Source organism: Roseobacter phycocola, assembly GCF_042055075.2.
Taxonomy (GTDB): domain Bacteria; phylum Pseudomonadota; class Alphaproteobacteria; order Rhodobacterales; family Rhodobacteraceae; genus Roseobacter.
Window position 1 is genome coordinate 1,190,112 of sequence record NZ_CP194010.1, and the last position, 13,835, is coordinate 1,203,946.

Annotated in this window: 28 protein-coding genes; all 28 read right to left on the minus strand. The window is 61.1% G+C overall.

All coding sequences use genetic code 11. The annotated features are described in order from the left end of the window. Positions 1 to 11 precede the first annotated feature (11 nt). The 28 genes from AB4K19_RS05830 to AB4K19_RS05965 all read right to left on the minus strand — a co-directional run bounded on the left by AB4K19_RS05830 (position 12) and on the right by AB4K19_RS05965 (position 13,820). Positions 12 to 842 carry a DNA adenine methylase gene (locus tag AB4K19_RS05830; protein WP_436399311.1) on the minus strand — a complete coding sequence of 277 codons (831 nt, stop codon included), beginning with the start codon at positions 840 to 842 and terminating at the stop codon, positions 12 to 14. Positions 843 to 907: 65 nt separating this feature from the next. Then, on the minus strand, positions 908 to 1,192 hold the full coding sequence (locus tag AB4K19_RS05835; protein WP_375227514.1) for a hypothetical protein: 285 nt from the start codon (positions 1,190 to 1,192) through the stop codon (positions 908 to 910). A 39-nt stretch (positions 1,193 to 1,231) separates the two neighbouring features. Continuing rightward, positions 1,232 to 2,410, minus strand: coding sequence for a DNA cytosine methyltransferase (locus AB4K19_RS05840; protein WP_436399312.1), 1,179 nt, complete (start codon positions 2,408 to 2,410; stop codon positions 1,232 to 1,234). A gap of 58 nt (positions 2,411 to 2,468) precedes the next feature. Next, positions 2,469 to 4,178 carry a hypothetical protein gene (locus AB4K19_RS05845; protein WP_375227515.1) on the minus strand — a complete coding sequence of 570 codons (1,710 nt, stop codon included), beginning with the start codon at positions 4,176 to 4,178 and terminating at the stop codon, positions 2,469 to 2,471. Continuing rightward, positions 4,175 to 4,393 (minus strand): hypothetical protein, encoded by a 219-nt coding sequence (locus AB4K19_RS05850; RefSeq protein ID WP_436399313.1) that lies wholly within the window; start codon positions 4,391 to 4,393, stop codon positions 4,175 to 4,177. Before AB4K19_RS05850 ends, AB4K19_RS05845 begins: the two co-directional genes overlap by 4 nt. Beyond that, on the minus strand, positions 4,393 to 4,689 hold the full coding sequence (locus AB4K19_RS05855) for a DUF6527 family protein (RefSeq protein WP_375227517.1): 297 nt from the start codon (positions 4,687 to 4,689) through the stop codon (positions 4,393 to 4,395). The genes AB4K19_RS05850 and AB4K19_RS05855 overlap by 1 nt, the downstream gene beginning before the upstream one ends. Continuing rightward, positions 4,686 to 4,883 carry a hypothetical protein gene (locus AB4K19_RS05860; protein ID WP_375227518.1) on the minus strand — a complete coding sequence of 66 codons (198 nt, stop codon included), beginning with the start codon at positions 4,881 to 4,883 and terminating at the stop codon, positions 4,686 to 4,688. The genes AB4K19_RS05855 and AB4K19_RS05860 overlap by 4 nt, the downstream gene beginning before the upstream one ends. Then, a complete protein-coding gene (locus AB4K19_RS05865) occupies positions 4,880 to 5,434 on the minus strand; it encodes a phage protein Gp27 family protein (protein WP_375227519.1) in 555 nt (184 codons plus the stop codon). Before AB4K19_RS05865 ends, AB4K19_RS05860 begins: the two co-directional genes overlap by 4 nt. Position 5,435: 1 nt before the next feature. Beyond that, positions 5,436 to 5,750: a VpaChn25_0724 family phage protein gene (locus tag AB4K19_RS05870; RefSeq protein WP_436399314.1), complete on the minus strand. Its 315-nt coding sequence runs from the start codon at positions 5,748 to 5,750 to the stop codon at positions 5,436 to 5,438. After that, the gene (locus AB4K19_RS05875) at positions 5,747 to 6,178 is read right to left on the minus strand and encodes a hypothetical protein (RefSeq protein ID WP_375227521.1); all 432 of its coding nucleotides are present in this window, start codon (positions 6,176 to 6,178) and stop codon (positions 5,747 to 5,749) included. Before AB4K19_RS05875 ends, AB4K19_RS05870 begins: the two co-directional genes overlap by 4 nt. A gap of 1 nt (position 6,179) precedes the next feature. Beyond that, positions 6,180 to 6,578: a hypothetical protein gene (locus AB4K19_RS05880; RefSeq protein WP_436399315.1), complete on the minus strand. Its 399-nt coding sequence runs from the start codon at positions 6,576 to 6,578 to the stop codon at positions 6,180 to 6,182. Then, positions 6,578 to 7,090 (minus strand): hypothetical protein, encoded by a 513-nt coding sequence (locus AB4K19_RS05885; protein WP_436399316.1) that lies wholly within the window; start codon positions 7,088 to 7,090, stop codon positions 6,578 to 6,580. The genes AB4K19_RS05880 and AB4K19_RS05885 overlap by 1 nt, the downstream gene beginning before the upstream one ends. A 1-nt stretch (position 7,091) precedes the next feature. Further along, positions 7,092 to 7,403 carry a hypothetical protein gene (locus AB4K19_RS05890; RefSeq protein WP_375227524.1) on the minus strand — a complete coding sequence of 104 codons (312 nt, stop codon included), beginning with the start codon at positions 7,401 to 7,403 and terminating at the stop codon, positions 7,092 to 7,094. Between the two features lie 3 nt (positions 7,404 to 7,406). Next, positions 7,407 to 8,315, minus strand: coding sequence for a glycoside hydrolase family protein (locus AB4K19_RS05895; protein ID WP_375227525.1), 909 nt, complete (start codon positions 8,313 to 8,315; stop codon positions 7,407 to 7,409). A gap of 103 nt (positions 8,316 to 8,418) precedes the next feature. Beyond that, positions 8,419 to 8,787, minus strand: a complete 369-nt coding sequence (locus tag AB4K19_RS05900) for a helix-turn-helix domain-containing protein (RefSeq protein WP_375227526.1) — start codon at positions 8,785 to 8,787, stop codon at positions 8,419 to 8,421. Further along, the gene (locus AB4K19_RS05905) at positions 8,784 to 9,038 is read right to left on the minus strand and encodes a hypothetical protein (protein ID WP_375227527.1); all 255 of its coding nucleotides are present in this window, start codon (positions 9,036 to 9,038) and stop codon (positions 8,784 to 8,786) included. Before AB4K19_RS05905 ends, AB4K19_RS05900 begins: the two co-directional genes overlap by 4 nt. Continuing rightward, entirely contained in the window at positions 9,035 to 9,487 is a 453-nt protein-coding gene (locus AB4K19_RS05910) for a gp16 family protein (protein WP_375227528.1), read from the minus strand. The genes AB4K19_RS05905 and AB4K19_RS05910 overlap by 4 nt, the downstream gene beginning before the upstream one ends. Continuing rightward, the gene (locus AB4K19_RS05915; protein WP_375227529.1) at positions 9,484 to 9,843 is read right to left on the minus strand and encodes a helix-turn-helix domain-containing protein; all 360 of its coding nucleotides are present in this window, start codon (positions 9,841 to 9,843) and stop codon (positions 9,484 to 9,486) included. Before AB4K19_RS05915 ends, AB4K19_RS05910 begins: the two co-directional genes overlap by 4 nt. Beyond that, the gene (locus AB4K19_RS05920) at positions 9,840 to 10,262 is read right to left on the minus strand and encodes a hypothetical protein (RefSeq protein ID WP_375227530.1); all 423 of its coding nucleotides are present in this window, start codon (positions 10,260 to 10,262) and stop codon (positions 9,840 to 9,842) included. The genes AB4K19_RS05915 and AB4K19_RS05920 overlap by 4 nt, the downstream gene beginning before the upstream one ends. Further along, positions 10,262 to 10,534, minus strand: a complete 273-nt coding sequence (locus AB4K19_RS05925; protein ID WP_375227531.1) for a hypothetical protein — start codon at positions 10,532 to 10,534, stop codon at positions 10,262 to 10,264. Before AB4K19_RS05925 ends, AB4K19_RS05920 begins: the two co-directional genes overlap by 1 nt. A 4-nt stretch (positions 10,535 to 10,538) precedes the next feature. Then, complete coding sequence (locus tag AB4K19_RS05930; RefSeq protein ID WP_375227532.1) at positions 10,539 to 11,192, minus strand: DUF3164 family protein; 654 nt, start codon at positions 11,190 to 11,192, stop codon at positions 10,539 to 10,541. Next, positions 11,182 to 11,403 (minus strand): hypothetical protein, encoded by a 222-nt coding sequence (locus AB4K19_RS05935; protein WP_436399317.1) that lies wholly within the window; start codon positions 11,401 to 11,403, stop codon positions 11,182 to 11,184. Before AB4K19_RS05935 ends, AB4K19_RS05930 begins: the two co-directional genes overlap by 11 nt. After that, positions 11,390 to 11,731, minus strand: a complete 342-nt coding sequence (locus AB4K19_RS05940; protein WP_436399318.1) for a hypothetical protein — start codon at positions 11,729 to 11,731, stop codon at positions 11,390 to 11,392. Before AB4K19_RS05940 ends, AB4K19_RS05935 begins: the two co-directional genes overlap by 14 nt. A gap of 1 nt (position 11,732) precedes the next feature. Next, entirely contained in the window at positions 11,733 to 11,939 is a 207-nt protein-coding gene (locus AB4K19_RS05945) for a hypothetical protein (protein WP_375227534.1), read from the minus strand. Then, complete coding sequence (locus AB4K19_RS05950; protein ID WP_436399319.1) at positions 11,936 to 12,160, minus strand: hypothetical protein; 225 nt, start codon at positions 12,158 to 12,160, stop codon at positions 11,936 to 11,938. The genes AB4K19_RS05945 and AB4K19_RS05950 overlap by 4 nt, the downstream gene beginning before the upstream one ends. After that, positions 12,150 to 12,530, minus strand: coding sequence for a hypothetical protein (locus AB4K19_RS05955; protein WP_436399320.1), 381 nt, complete (start codon positions 12,528 to 12,530; stop codon positions 12,150 to 12,152). The genes AB4K19_RS05950 and AB4K19_RS05955 overlap by 11 nt, the downstream gene beginning before the upstream one ends. Further along, positions 12,527 to 13,081: a hypothetical protein gene (locus tag AB4K19_RS05960; protein WP_436399321.1), complete on the minus strand. Its 555-nt coding sequence runs from the start codon at positions 13,079 to 13,081 to the stop codon at positions 12,527 to 12,529. Before AB4K19_RS05960 ends, AB4K19_RS05955 begins: the two co-directional genes overlap by 4 nt. Next, positions 13,068 to 13,820 carry an AAA family ATPase gene (locus AB4K19_RS05965; RefSeq protein ID WP_436399322.1) on the minus strand — a complete coding sequence of 251 codons (753 nt, stop codon included), beginning with the start codon at positions 13,818 to 13,820 and terminating at the stop codon, positions 13,068 to 13,070. The genes AB4K19_RS05960 and AB4K19_RS05965 overlap by 14 nt, the downstream gene beginning before the upstream one ends. Positions 13,821 to 13,835 lie beyond the last annotated feature (15 nt).

The window sequence follows — 13,835 nt, forward strand, 5'->3', positions numbered from 1 at the left end:
AGGTTTCCTCGTCAGGGGGTTTCAAGGGCGCGCCGGATCATTCCGGGGCTGAGTGAGCTGATCACGAGCTCGCGCACTTCTTTGCTGGCTTTTGCGCCCAGCGTGTATGTTGTGCTGACCGGCTCAACCGTCGCCCATGATCCGAAAAGCTCCAGGATCCCGGGCGTCTCGTTGATGGACAGGATGAAGTCGCCCTTCAGCCGCTTCAGACGAGCGGCGAGCACCACAAAGTCAGACGGCTGGAACACGTCCTTGCCATAGTCCGTCTCGCATCCCGCATAAGGCGGGTCGAGATAGAAGAGCGTGCCCTTCCGGTCGATCCGGTCGAGAAACACCTTGAAATCGGTGTTCATCACGGTCACACCGGACAGCCGTTCGTGCAGCGCCTCCAGATCCGGCTCAAGCGTTGTCAGATTGAAGCGGGCGCTGCGGTCGGCCGAGACGCCGAATGTGCGCCTGTCCACCCGGCCGCCGTAAGCGGTTCTCTGCAGGTAAAGAAACCGCGCTGCGCGCTGCAGGTCAGTCAGGGTGTCCGGATCCACCAGCATAAGCCGTTCGAAGTTGGCCTGCGTGGTGATCTGAAAGCGCAGCAGATCCAGAAATGCGACGTAGTGCTCCTGCAGAACCCGGAAGAGCGTATACACATCCCGGCTCCGGTCATTGATGAATTCGGCCTTCGCGGGCGCGGAGCGGCGCAGGAAGATCCCGCCCATACCCACAAAAGGTTCGGCATAGGTGGTGTGCTCATGCGCGTCGATCAGCCGGCAGAGGCGTTTGGCGAGGTTGCGCTTGCCACCGATGTAGGGTGCTACCGGCTGGGCGGTGCTTTTCCGTTTACTCATGGTTAAGAGGCTTTCGTTAGGTGGTCGCATGAAGGCGGCCCTAACAGTCACGGGGTCGGCGGGGATCATTCTACCGCGACCCCCGTGTCGGTAGCTGCGTCAACAGCTGCTGGCCCTTCGCTTTCCGGGATGATTTCCCACCAGGTGGAAAGCACGGTCACATCGGGATTGCCAAAGGGTTTCAGATCTGAAGCGTTGCGGATCAGATCGCGCGCATAGTTATGTGCATCGACCTCAACCAACCCATGGCGATCAAGGCAAAGCCGCAGTTCGCGCTCGGTGCGCTCGTTGAGAGGCAGCATCCGCCAGTATTGAAAGGCCTTTTGAACGCGTTCAGGAGAGAAAGGCATCAGACCTGCATCTCCAGTTGTTTTTCGGTCGGAAGCACGTCAGGGATTTCCCAGATCCAGGCGCCCGAGGCCAAGGGCAGGCGCAAGAGTGCGGAACGCATATCCTGCTGCCAGCGGGTGAACCCCATTTCCGAGCAGGCGCAGAGCGTGTGACCGGGTGGCCATCCCATCAACCATTCCACGAACAGCGGATTGAGGCGCGCTTTCCCATTCGAAGCCAGCCGCCTCGCTGCGGCGCGCCCATGTGTAGATCTCGCGTAGCGATATAGCCGGTGCCAGGTGTCCCGAGCTTTCGAGCGCGCGAGACCACTCCTCGACTTCGGAGGGTCCGGGCGGTGCGAGCGGCCTTTGCGATAAAAGGGTGTCGAAGATCTCGGGGCCGGCCAGTTCGCCGCTTGCGCAGGAAGTGGCGTCCCGCCAGCGGTATATTTCATGTTTGGGCTGCCCTTCGCGCCATCTGAGCCTTTCGGTGTCCCCCAGGCTCTCGCCTGGTTCTCGAGCCCCACCGTTCTCTTGCGGCCATCCGGGTCCAGTCCCGTTGGAGACGTTCCTGACGGGAGTGTCCGACCGCCCCGGGGGATATCCGGCGTCATCCACAGAGCTTCCACTCTGCGCGTGAAGTCGTTGTTGCCCGCGGCCGAATTGCCATTCTGCGCTGGAGTTCCTGCCATTGGCGTCGGCCAGTTTTGAACCGCTTCCTGAAGATCCGGCCCGCCCGCGCCCCGCTCTTGCCGTTTGCTGTTTGCGCCACCGCTGATTGCCTTCGCTGTGGGCCAGTATGAATACGCGTTGCCGTTCGTGCGACGCGCCTGTTTCTTCCGCCGAGAATAGGCCAGCCGCAACGCCGAAACCCATTCCGCGCAGGTCACGCACGACATCTTCGAGACCGAGGGAGAGGTGCCCGGCGACATTCTCGAAAAAACACCATGTCGGTTCCAGTTCCCTGACAATCCGTTTGATGTCTGGCCAGAGGTGCCGCGGGTCGTCTTTTCCTTTGCGTTGTCCCGCATGGGAAAACGGCTGACATGGGTATCCGGCAAGGATGGTATCACAGATCCCTCGCCATGGCCTTGCGTCGAAGGTTTTGAGATCGTCCCAGATTGGAGCTGAGTGCATGTATCCATTGCGTTGAGCGGCAATAAGGCGCTTTCGGGCTTCGGGTTCGATTTCGACGTAACAGGCGGTGGCAAAGCCCGGCTCGGCAAGTTCAAGACCCATGTCAAGTCCGCCGCCGCCTGCGCACAGGGAGAGGCCGTATCCGGGAGGTAGCACCACATCAGACACTGCCTCTGATCCGCGCACCTAGGGGCGCCCTGAACTGGTCACGCACCTGAGCGTCCCGGTCCCGACGTGGTTCCATCTCCAGACGTCTTTGCGCTCGCTCGTGGCGCTTGTGCACATTCGCGGCCCGGTACCCGTATTCAACCCAGCGCATGCGGCTGGCGAAATGCGCCAGCGCCAGCGCGATCGCATAGTCGCCGTGGCGTTTTCTGCCCTTCTTGTCCTTGGCCTCGCCTTTTTCTGTTGTGCGGATCTCGGGGACCCGCGGAATGCCGCGCACCACTTTAACCGCCCGGAGGTCGCCAAGGTGGTCCTCGTCGGGCGCAATCGCGATCGCATCGTCTTCGAAGGCGGTTTTAAGGGGCGGCATATGCAGCCGGTACCAGTCCTGTGTGAACTTGATCGCCCAGACGAGCCCGGAGCCGTCCTCGTCTTCGCGCAGCCCGAATTTCCGCCCCATATCTTCGGCCACAGTCCAGCCCATGCCGGTGGCATCAAAAGCGGCACCCAGCAAGCGGTCGCGCACCTTTGTCATCACCATGGCCGTGATCTGCTTCTGTTCGTCGCCGGGCACGTTGCGCATCTCGACCGTGAGCGCTTCGACACGTTTCATGTTTGGCAGGACGGAAAGAAGGCTCAGCACAGAGAGGTCCGCGACCCGCGCAAAGTCAAAACCCAGCGCATAGCGCAGATCCATATCAAGCCGGCCGAGTTCTTCCTCCAGCTCGTGCAGGAACGGGATGAGGAACAGCTGCTGCTCCAGTTTGCTTTTCTGAAGGTAGTCAGCCGGGAGCTCGAGGCGCAGCACCGGCGCCTCGGCTGTCATGCGGGCTTCAATAAGCGGTGCGGGAAGCCAGGCACCGCTGCTCTGGCTGGGAATACAGAACAGCTCCTCGTCCGCGCCGTCGCCGTAGAAGTCGATCAGATCCTGCCGCCACTTTGCCTCGCCCTCCGGAGACCACTCCTGACCACTGACCAGACAGATCCGCTCGTAGAGGCCGTCCTTCAGGGCATCGTCCAGATCGATCCGGAGGTGTGCGTAGGGCAGGCGTTCCGCAAGGATGTCCTGTATCTGCTCATTGAAGGTGTTGTCAGCCCCGTCATGGGTGGAGCAGACGATCACCTGACCACCCCAGATCAGGAAAGCCATCGCCGCTTTGATCAGCTCGCCCAGATCATCAACAAAAGCCGCCTCATCGATGATGATCACACCCTCTTTGCCGCGCAGGCCGCGCGGGGCGGAGGACAGCGCCTTGATCTGGTAGCCCGAGCTGAACCGGATCCGGAAAGTCTGGATCGATTTGTCGCCGTCGGTGTCACCTTCCTCAAAAAGCCCGTCCTCGATCTGAGACGCCGCGATGTTGAAGGCGCGCGCCCACATAGCACAGGCGTCGACGAACTCCCGGGTCATCTCCTGTGAATAAGAGATATACATGGCGTCCATGCCGCGCCGGGATTTGGGTCGCGACGCGCGCAGCACGGCATAGGCGGCGAGCCCCCAGGTCAGACCGATCCGTCGGGATTTCTCGACGAAGAGCACCTTTGTCGAGACCGTGTCCAGCAGGCCAACTGTTTTCGCCTGATAGGGCAGCAGGACAGCAGGCAGCCTGCCGTCCTCTGGCTTCCCCCTCGCCAGCTCCAGCACAGCGTCCATCGACGCCCGGCGCTGGCGTTCCCAGTCTTCTTGTGAAACGGGCGCGTTCATGTTTCCGGTCCGTATCGATAGGCTTCCCGGCGTTTCGCTTCTTCAGCCGTCGTGCCCTCCAGCCGTTGAATGACCTTGCGAAGATGATCGATCATTGCCGCGCCGCGCATCATCGCATCGACGTCTTCCTCGACGTGGGTCGCGTGCATCGCGTTTCCGAAATTCTGTCTCGCGCGATCGCGAAGCTCTTCAGCCATGTCTCCGGGAGTGCCCATCAAACGCTCTCCCAATATCCGCCGCGCAACCAGCCATGCCAGTGACCAACGTGGTTCACTGATGGATTGAGTGTCGCGGCACTTGTGCTGCCGTTCCAATGCCAAGTCGGCCCGGGGCCTTCTGGTTTGAACCGGTTGCCCACGACAAGCACGCCTTCATGCCCGCTGCCCGATGGACAGAAGTACCGAAACAGGATCTCGCCATCCTCGTCGGGAGGTTCGGTCAGAAAACTGCCCGGAAGCTTGCGGCGGTAAAACTCGGCCGGATCATTATCAAAGCAAATAGCCCGGATCATGCGCTGGCCTCCGGGTGGGTTTCAAAATGGATCGTATAAGGTGTGCCGCGCCAGTGCCGGACCAGGACGGTCCACTCGCCGTCCTTCAGCAGCTCTTTGCGGCCGAAAAACCGGGCCAGCCACAGGGTCAGGCGACCGGCAGAAACTGTGTTCCGGTTGGCGATCAGGATTTTCGTCTGCGCTGCGGTAATCACGCCGCAATTCCCAAAATGCTTGCCTTGATCTGCTCCTCGAGTTCTTCGGACATACCGGCCTGCCGCACAGCTTTCGCACCGGCCTCTGCCGCTTTTTCACGCTCTTCCCGGGCAATGCGTTTCCGGTCATCCTCGAGCAGCTTCTCGCGCACGGCCGAGGAGCCCATCAGATCCTTCAGCATGCGGCCGAGGTTCATCAGGTCGCCTGCCGGCAGATGCCCGTCGCCCTCGCGCACGGACCGCATCATCTGCATCGCGGAGGTTGCGATCATGGTCATCAGCGTGCGGTGCATGTCACTTTCCGCCTCGAGGTCCATGTCCGAGAGCAGCGTCTCAGCCATTGAGAAGGCCTCGCGCTGATCCTTCAGCATCTTGGAGAAGTTGCCGACGGCCGTCTTGCCCACCCGGATCGAGATGCCATCAACCTCGAGCAGCGTGTTGAACTCCTCGGTCACCTCAATGATGTCACTGAAACCACGATCGCTCAGCATCTGCTTGAGCCGCTCGACAAACTCTTCGGGGACGAGGTCCAGTTTCTTTGGCGGGGGCATCTCAGACGTCCAGTCCGAATGGCAGGATGCCCGGAACCTGCCGGTGGCCCTGGGCGGTTTCGCGGCCCGCACCCGTCAGTTTCACGATCATCAGCGCGCCAAGGCGCTCGACCTCCACCAGCCCGCTGGCCTCAAGCCAGGCGATCACCTGATCCATCTGATCGGACGTGGTCTGCAGCCCTGCCGCACGGCATCCGATCAGCAGCATGTCCGGGTTCAGGCTGCGCTCTGGCTTGGTCTCCTCAAGGTGGCGGAGCACCGTGTAGCGGCGCTTTTCCATCAGCACGCCGGGAAGCTCATTCTGCCATGTCGTCATCTCTTGTCCTTTCGTTCTGCGGCGCGCAGGGCACTCACGTGAAAACTGTGCATCATGTTCGAGAGCACGCGGATCTCCGCGGTGACCGTGCCGGTCAGCTGCTTGAGCTCCACATTAAGAGCCGAGAGATCACTCTGCCGTGCAACGGTCTCCATAGACCGCTCTACCCCGTGCACACGGGAAGACAGCGAGCTGATATCTTTGCGCAGGCTGCCCACGTCGTCGGCAACGCCTGCGAGATCCTCGTCCATGGTCTTTACCTTGCCAGCGAGGTCATCAGAGGTTTTTGCGGCCTTCTCTGCGGCGGCTGTGGCAAAGGCTTTCTGCCGCCGGTCGAACCAGAGGATCACAGCAGAGATTATCGTGAACAGTCCGATCATCAGCGCAATGATCACATTGGCGTTCTGCAGGTCTTCCATCGTCAGCATGTCAGTAAAGCACCCATGCGATTGCTACCCAGAAACCGGCGGCACAGCTGAGTTCGACAGTGATCCTGAGAGCAGCTGTTCTGGGGCCCGCGGCGCGGGCCAGAATGACAGGGATCATCACCGCATAGAGACCGAGGGCCACGATCACCGAGAGCACTTCGGGCGCCGGATGCATCTGCCAGAGATCAAAGCCGTCGGACATCAGGAACCGGGCGGCCACGTAGTAAGACCGCTCCAGCACCAGTGCCACACAGCCGATCGCCACGGTTGCCTTGAAGCCAAGGTCCATCGCGGTCTCCAGCAGTGTTCCGTAGGGCGCTCTCAGAACCCGCACTGCCAGCAATACCAGAATGGCGATGAGCGTCAGGTGGCTGGCGACCGTGTAGGCGTTCTGTTCCATCAGACCTTGCCCCGCCATGTCTTCAGACCGTCTTTGACGGTGTGACCGCCCATATAGAGGCCCATGTAGGCTACGCTGCCCTGAATGAGCACAGCCCATTCCATCGGGGGCAGGGCGATTTTGAAGATCGCATTCAGGACGTGCAGCAGCACTGCGTTCCAGAGCCAGAGAAAGCCGATCACATACATGCCGGCCGGTCTCCAGGCAGCCTGCCAGCCGCCCTTGGCCGTCTCTGCCAGCAGCAGGGCCTCGCGTGTCTCTGCCTCTGCAATGGCGAGCTGGACCATCTCAGGGGCAATGCCCTCAACACTGACGATGGCGCCCTGAACAAGCTCGGGATTGTCTGCCGCGAACTCTTCGAGCATGCCGGGATCTACGCCGACGCGCTCAGCGACTGCGCCAGCAACCTGCTCCGCGAGCCGGGTGTTGCCCGGGCCGATCCGGTCAGAGAGGATACGCCTGACCAACGGCGCGCCGATTTCCGCTGCAAGGCCGATCAGGGCGGAGCTCATCTCAGTTAACCTCGCCCGGTGCGGGCTCCGGATAGGGATCCGGATACTCAAACCACCAGTTCCCGCCATGACCCTGAATGCAGGCCGTTTCGTCCTCTACAACGGCGACTGTATGAGATCGGGCATCAGGTGACCCGAAGATGACGATCTGTCGACCGGCGGCGTCAGATCCGACAAAAACCGGAGCCTCCCCGCGCGCCTCAAGCAGTCCTGCCTTCAGGATGTCGAGGTGCAGACAATTCGCAGCCACCGGCCCGGGAAGGACCAGAAAGACCGCAAGGGCCAGAAGGGTTAAAAAATGCAGATTGCGCATAGGTCAGAAGCTCCTCAGTTTGCGTGCAAGGGAAGGCAGGGTGTTCTGGATTTTCGCGGCAAGGACGTCCCGGTATTTCCAGGTGTACCAGAGGGCGAACAACAGCGCGTTCAACAGCACAAGCGCGACAAAGACGGCGCTCAGGGACGGATCAACAAGGTCTGCAGCTCCGGATCCAGCGCCCACTGCGGTACCTGTCGCTGACGTCAGAGCGGTGTCTTTCGTCTTCTTTCGGGCATCCAGCCGTCGCTGCAGGGTTGAAAGAGTGGCCATCCCGATGATGCCGTCTACGGTAAGGTCATGGTCCCGCTGGAATTTCACAACAGCACCGACACGGACGCCCCGCGCATCCCGCCCGACGTCCAGACCAAGGCCAGCAAGGCCTGCGCGGATCTCCGCCATTTCGCTCCCGTCGATCGGTACGACGATACGGGCAAGCATTTCAGAAGGTGACCGGGCGGGCGCTGTGCCATAGTCGGCATCGCGCATCACGTCGAACTCTTCTTCCCGGCGTCTGACCAGACCGGGCAGAACCCGTCCCTTGGCTTTGCGCCAGAGACCCAGCCGTCTTTTCACCTCCGGCCAGTTACGGGCACTCCACGCTTTTACCCAGGAGGCACGGCCGATGGCGCCGGTGTTGAAATGGAAGCTGACGCCCGCGTCGAACTCGTGCTGCTTTGCCCCGGGCATCGTCCGGGCAACGGCCGGCTCGTAGTTCCGGTTCAGGGCCTTGCCCAGCAGATCAGAAGCCTCTCGCTTACTGATCTTCATACCTGCCTTCGGATTGATCACGCCGGAGGCTTTGGTCAGACCCGCCCCGATGGTCCAGATCCCGACGGGATCCCGATAGGCCTTCAGGACAACACCCTCATGGCGTTCCAGAAACGCAATACCTTCGGCGCTGGTTTTCATGGCAATGACCCCGGAAAAGACACGGGGCCCGGCGCGCCCGCGTTACCCTGTCAGAATGGGGCGAGCCTGAGCACGGATACATCCGCAACCAGTTGCGGATGTATCAGAACAGGGAGAGTTGGTCTGACGTGTTCGGAGAGCGCTGCTCGCCCGATAGGTATTTCCGGACGGTCACGTCAGACACATGCAGTCTGCGCGCGATTTTCGCATTCGACAAGCCTTTTGCGTTCAGGACCCGTGCGATCCACGGTTTGCCGATCGGTATGCGGCCCTTGATCCGGCCTGAAGCGGCACAGATGGCCCTGGCCTTTTCCACGCCCACCGTTCGCACCAGCTCCGAGTTGTCACCCGGTCGGTCCGGGAAATACATCTCCGCCCCGCCGAAGGTCAGCAGGAACTCCACGGCCATATCCGTGCCGAGAATATCGACATAGGATTTCAGGTTCGCAGGAGGGGGCGGGAGATCTGTCACTGGCGCCGCTTTCTCCAGCGGCGGGCGCGGTTGCTCAGCTTAGAGCCGCCACCGTGAACTGAGATCACAGAACCATTTTTGCTCAGAACATACCGGACGCCTTCCGCCACGAGGGTGCAGGGCGCTTTGTCCCGGCCCCCGGCCGCGTTCCGGGCGATCCGTTTGCGCAGGGTCTCGATATCCACGCCGTACACGCGCTCCAGATACCGGATCACGGCATGATCTGTGACACGTGCGCGGCCGGGTTTCATCGTCTGCCCCTGCCGAAGTCGAAGTCGATATTTGCACGTCTGCCCCATGCTTTCAGGGCCTGAACGACCTCGTCGATCTTGTCGGCTTCGCGCAGCATGTCGATATCGGCCGGAACCGACGACCAGTGATCCCCGAAGCGGGACCGGACGAAAGCATTCAGGCCGGCACGGCCGGGCCGGTCGAGCGCTCCGGCGTCCCCCAGCTTCTTCCAGAGCACATGCACCAGCCGCAGATCCGCCCGCGGGGCCTGCGGGTGCGAGCGCCGGCTTCCGGATGCTTTGAACCCGTCATGCTTCAGACGCTCAAGCACGGCCGTCATTTCGGCCTCGGACATGTCTGACATGCTCTCCTTGCCGCAAACCTCGAGCTGCAGTGCGCGGCGGTCGTCTTGATTGAGACCTAACTCGCGACAGCCGACGTGGATCAGTTTTTGCAGCGACCGGCTCATGACACACCCACCGTGCCACGTCTGGAGACGAAGGGTGCGCGGCCGACCCAGAACTGATCGGACCGCGCAAGCTTAACCAGCGAATACTTGATGCTTCTTGCCTTGAGCCGTTTCTCCCGGGGCAGCCGGTTGTCAAAACGCTCCAGTCCGTTGACGACTGTGCTGTGGTCACGATCGCCGAATTCCCGCCCGATAGCGGCCATGGAAAGATCGGTCAGTGTCCGGCAAAGATCGTAGGCGATCGCTCGGGCCTCCACCTGATGGACAAAACGTTCGGGGCCTTCCAACTCCGAAATCGGGATGTCGAAGTGCTCACTGACAGCCTGTTTGATGTCGTCAATGGTGATCCCTTTCATGCCGCCAAAGCCCCCAGTTCCTGATCAGAGAGCTCTGCCCAGAGGATCCAGAAACCCCGGAACACGCCGGTGCCATGCTCCTTCAGCCAGAAGGCATGCATGTCTGCCATGTCATCAAACCCGTCCTGCCGGGCGAAGGTGTTGAAAGAGGCAGGTTCAAGGGCCGCTTCAACGCCTGGAAACACACCGGCGCCCACGAAGGCCATCTGGTCTGTCTCAATGTGCAGACGGATCGGTTTGACCGCCACACAGATCGGATCGGGGATGATCTTGCGACAGAACCGGGTGCGCATGCCTTGGTAAAGCTGGACGGCCTCGCCGACACGGGCGTGGCGCTTGCGGTCCCCCCGGATCGTACCGATCTTGGTGCCATCCTCGATCCGGGGCGAGAACCGCTTTTTGAAGCTGTATGCAACCATCAGGCTTCTACCCGGAAGAATTTCCAGTGCGGCAGGGCAACCCGGTCAACGGCGCCACCCCGGAAGCCGACGACCTCCTCGCGGTGAATAATGCGCTCGCCTTTAGCCTCACCGGGATGCGAGTAGAGGATCTTTCCGACGATCAGCTCGTCCTCCGCAATGACCTCGAAGGCTGCCTGAAGATCCTCCAGATCGGTTTCAACAAACTGATAGGTGTAGTTGTCCGAAAGGCGCGCATGTGGTTTGAAAAATACCTGAAGAACGGTTCCCATGATCTTACGCCTTTGCCATGTCGATGGAGACGGCCCGCCAGGGCGCATCGAAGCTGTCGCGCCGGTAGCAGCGCACATAGGATTTCTGGCCCACAACCCGCTGTGCATCGCGGATCGCATCCATGGCGCGGTTCCAGCGCTCCTCATCGATGTCGAGACGCATCAGGCGGATGATCTCCGCCCGGTTCACCTGTCCGGCCTTGTCCGTGTGGAAGGCGTTGGTGATCACCGCGCGGATCTCGGGACGGGCATCTTCGGCCCATTCATTCAGGCACTGATCGACCAGTTCCTTTGCGACCTGCAGCTCGGGCCCGAAGTCGATAAAGTCGGCGATCCGCACCTCGACCTTCATCAGGCCGTCAAAAGAGAGCAGGGACTTATTGCCTTTGCGCCCGCCGATGGTGGTGCCGTATTCCTGTGCAAGGATCCCTTCAAAGGCCATGATGTCATCGAGAACATGCGCCTTCAGGCGGCTGATCTGACCACTGGCGGCGATCCAGAAGCCCAGAATTTTGCGGACGGTCTCGTCCTCTAGCTGGGTCTGTGGTTTGACCATGTCGGCCGGGATCATGCCGCCTTTGGCATCGTGCATGTATTCCTTGCCGGCAATCGTTCTCCGTCCCGTCGGAACGGGAGCTGGCGTGAATTCAGTCGTCATAGAAGTTCTCCTCGATGTGGTCAGGTCTGGTGCCTTCGCAGCCCTGGCAGATGCGCAGAAGGGCATCGCGGTGGTCGGCAAACAGAAGTAGGCAGACGTCGGTATCCGGCGGCACTTCCCCGCAGCGGGAGCAGGTCTCATCGTCGTGACCGACATGCCATTTATCGGTGGGCTTGATGCCGCCGGGGATCAGGTCCTCAAGGCTCGCCATCACCGGGTTCCTTTTTGATAAAGGCCAATACACGGTCATCGGCCGTGCGGCGCAGGATGCGTGCAGTTTCCTCGGCGATGTCAGCTGATCGTATGCCGAGCTCCTGGCAGACTTGATCGAGAAATTCCTGCGCGAGCTGGCGGGTCGAAAAAAAGCGATACCAGTTCTGAGCTTTGAGATAGCGAATGCCGCCGCCGAAACCCGACTTGGCAAAGATCGTTTTCGCTCGCACCCGATCGATCTCAATGAGCTTCGGACGCAGCCTGTGTCCCGGGCCGTCCCAGCTCCTTTGTATCAGGACGGCGAAGGCTTGTGTCTGATCGGTCATATCAGCCTCCCAACCGCATTTGCGCATTCAGCGCGCTGGCGATCTGCTGGGCAGTTTCAGCCCGCTTTCCGGCACTCTTGTCCACCTCGCACACGGTGTAGGCATTGTTCAGAACCGTCTCGTGAGTGCCTTCCTGCTTCACATGCGGTCGGCGGCAGACAAAGGCTCCGGATGCGTAGAAAGCGCCATCCTGTGGTGTTCTGGTCATCGTTTGTCCTTTTCGATCTGGGGGTAAAGTGCCTGCCGGTCGGGATCGTCGGGGCGGCCCGGTAGGACACCGCTGAGCACAATCACCATCGCCATGGCCTCGATCTCGTTCATGGTGCAGAGCGTGGTGCCCCGCGGCCCCAGCAGGTCCACCTTGTTCACGCCACTGCCGGCAAGGCGCAGCATTTCTTCGCGGGTCATACGGGTCGGCTCATTCGCCATCGGACTGCGCCTCCCGGAAACGGTCGCAGCGGCGACAGGCTCTGAACATCCGGACAGTGATCGGGCTGGCAGAGGTGAGCTCTTCCGCTTCATCACGCCAGTTGAGGCAATCCACTGAGGTGATCCAGCCGAGTGCCGGACATTTGACCTGTTCAACGCAGATGACCGAGCGGACCCGGTCCTCAAGCCGTTTCATGTTGCCGCGATAGTCATTGCGCAGGAGTGAACTGATCACGCTGGGTGACCGGCCGATCCGGGCGGCCACGATGCTCTGCGATGCACCGTCGGCGTCACATGCCGCAACCAGCGCTTCGATCCATTCGGGGACAGTGCCCCAGGCGGCGCGGGCGATCTGTAAACGCTCGCTCACAGCCGCGCCCCCCGGACATGGGCCACCCGGTCCTCGTTCGTGTCGACCAAAACCTGCATGCGGCGGATCTCAGGGGGCAGGGGGCCTGTATCCCGCAGCAGCATGTAGCGGGCCGGGCGCCCGGACATCGGCCGGGCCTTCTGCAGGACCTTCAGGTACCCGGCATCCAGAAGGGCTGAGCAGTACTTGCGCAGATCGGCTTCGGTTGCGGGTTCACTGGTTGCTGCCAGCGACGAGACGATCTCGCCCTGGGTAAACCGGCCCATGGCGCGCATGGCGCTCCAGATCGCGCCTTCCGGCGTACGCCGTTTCTTTGCGGCCCGCTTCAGGCGTTCTTCGGTCTTCAGCAGGGAGTAGAATGGCGTGCCACCCTCGCGGGTCACCAGCTTCATTCGACCTTCTTTGCGCAGGGTGCGCAGGAAGTGGTTCCGGCGCACTGTGGGTCCACCGACCTGATCGAGCACTTCGGCATTGGTGAACATCGGGTGCCGCTGCATGTAGGCCATCATGACTTTTTTCTCGGCCTCAAAATCGGCTTTAAACGTGTTCATTGAGGCCCCTCCGTGGTGCAGGTGCGCGTGACTGGAACAACGGGCGGTTGCCCCATTCTTTCAGTGTGATGCTGCTCACGCCTTCGGTCCGGCAGGTCTCGACGAGATAGGCCAGATCCTTGCTGATCAGCCTGGCATTGCCGGCGCAGGTGCTGATGATGTGCTCCAGCATCGTGTCATCGATCTCGAGCCCGTCCGCGTAGTTCTGGGCCAGCAGGCGGGTATCCCGGAGATTGGAAGGCTCAGCGCCCACCCATGACAGCACCCTGCTGTCCACCAGCTCAAAGGCCTGGAGTTTCTGGGGAAACTTTTCCATCCCGATCATGATGACCGGCACATCCGAGCCGTCGTGAAAGTCCCGGATGACCTCGATCATACCGCGCTCGATGGCGTAGTCAGCTTCGTCGATGATCAGGGGGCGGTCTGCGATCGCGAGCCCCTGATTGACCTGTTTGAGCATCTCGGCCTGGGTCTTTGCCGGGACGATCGACAACTCGCGCAGTGTCTCTTTCAGCAGCGTCTTGACGGTCCAGAGTTTCTGGATCGAGATGTGGATGGCGTCCTGCTGCACCTTGGCGTGGATACACGCAAAGGTTTTTCCAAAGCCGGGCGGTCCGTAAAAAACCGCCATGCCGGGCAGACCGAAGGCGCGGTTGTTGACCCGCTCGATCAGGGCATTCAGCGCCGCGACGTTGCGCAGCGGCTTAACTCTGTTGCCCAGGTTCATGATCTGTGACATAGATACTCCATCCAA

Bases quoted from the DNA above. Each gene is read 5' to 3' on its own strand.
- AB4K19_RS05830 (WP_436399311.1), bottom strand. From the start codon at position 842: ATGAGTAAACGGAAAAGCACCGCCCAGCCGGTAGCACCCTACATCGGT.
- AB4K19_RS05835 (WP_375227514.1), bottom strand. From the start codon at position 1,192: ATGCCTTTCTCTCCTGAACGCGTTCAAAAGGCCTTTCAATACTGGCGG.
- AB4K19_RS05840 (WP_436399312.1), bottom strand. From the start codon at position 2,410: ATGGGTCTTGAACTTGCCGAGCCGGGCTTTGCCACCGCCTGTTACGTC.
- AB4K19_RS05845 (WP_375227515.1), bottom strand. From the start codon at position 4,178: ATGAACGCGCCCGTTTCACAAGAAGACTGGGAACGCCAGCGCCGGGCG.
- AB4K19_RS05850 (WP_436399313.1), bottom strand. From the start codon at position 4,393: ATGGGCACTCCCGGAGACATGGCTGAAGAGCTTCGCGATCGCGCGAGA.
- AB4K19_RS05855 (WP_375227517.1), bottom strand. From the start codon at position 4,689: ATGATCCGGGCTATTTGCTTTGATAATGATCCGGCCGAGTTTTACCGC.
- AB4K19_RS05865 (WP_375227519.1), bottom strand. From the start codon at position 5,434: ATGCCCCCGCCAAAGAAACTGGACCTCGTCCCCGAAGAGTTTGTCGAG.
- AB4K19_RS05870 (WP_436399314.1), bottom strand. From the start codon at position 5,750: ATGACGACATGGCAGAATGAGCTTCCCGGCGTGCTGATGGAAAAGCGC.
- AB4K19_RS05875 (WP_375227521.1), bottom strand. From the start codon at position 6,178: ATGCTGACGATGGAAGACCTGCAGAACGCCAATGTGATCATTGCGCTG.
- AB4K19_RS05880 (WP_436399315.1), bottom strand. From the start codon at position 6,578: ATGGAACAGAACGCCTACACGGTCGCCAGCCACCTGACGCTCATCGCC.
- AB4K19_RS05885 (WP_436399316.1), bottom strand. From the start codon at position 7,090: ATGAGCTCCGCCCTGATCGGCCTTGCAGCGGAAATCGGCGCGCCGTTG.
- AB4K19_RS05890 (WP_375227524.1), bottom strand. From the start codon at position 7,403: ATGCGCAATCTGCATTTTTTAACCCTTCTGGCCCTTGCGGTCTTTCTG.
- AB4K19_RS05895 (WP_375227525.1), bottom strand. From the start codon at position 8,315: ATGAAAACCAGCGCCGAAGGTATTGCGTTTCTGGAACGCCATGAGGGT.
- AB4K19_RS05905 (WP_375227527.1), bottom strand. From the start codon at position 9,038: ATGAAACCCGGCCGCGCACGTGTCACAGATCATGCCGTGATCCGGTAT.
- AB4K19_RS05910 (WP_375227528.1), bottom strand. From the start codon at position 9,487: ATGAGCCGGTCGCTGCAAAAACTGATCCACGTCGGCTGTCGCGAGTTA.
- AB4K19_RS05915 (WP_375227529.1), bottom strand. From the start codon at position 9,843: ATGAAAGGGATCACCATTGACGACATCAAACAGGCTGTCAGTGAGCAC.
- AB4K19_RS05920 (WP_375227530.1), bottom strand. From the start codon at position 10,262: ATGGTTGCATACAGCTTCAAAAAGCGGTTCTCGCCCCGGATCGAGGAT.
- AB4K19_RS05925 (WP_375227531.1), bottom strand. From the start codon at position 10,534: ATGGGAACCGTTCTTCAGGTATTTTTCAAACCACATGCGCGCCTTTCG.
- AB4K19_RS05930 (WP_375227532.1), bottom strand. From the start codon at position 11,192: ATGACGACTGAATTCACGCCAGCTCCCGTTCCGACGGGACGGAGAACG.
- AB4K19_RS05935 (WP_436399317.1), bottom strand. From the start codon at position 11,403: ATGGCGAGCCTTGAGGACCTGATCCCCGGCGGCATCAAGCCCACCGAT.
- AB4K19_RS05940 (WP_436399318.1), bottom strand. From the start codon at position 11,731: ATGACCGATCAGACACAAGCCTTCGCCGTCCTGATACAAAGGAGCTGG.
- AB4K19_RS05945 (WP_375227534.1), bottom strand. From the start codon at position 11,939: ATGACCAGAACACCACAGGATGGCGCTTTCTACGCATCCGGAGCCTTT.
- AB4K19_RS05950 (WP_436399319.1), bottom strand. From the start codon at position 12,160: ATGGCGAATGAGCCGACCCGTATGACCCGCGAAGAAATGCTGCGCCTT.
- AB4K19_RS05960 (WP_436399321.1), bottom strand. From the start codon at position 13,081: ATGAACACGTTTAAAGCCGATTTTGAGGCCGAGAAAAAAGTCATGATG.
- AB4K19_RS05965 (WP_436399322.1), bottom strand. From the start codon at position 13,820: ATGTCACAGATCATGAACCTGGGCAACAGAGTTAAGCCGCTGCGCAAC.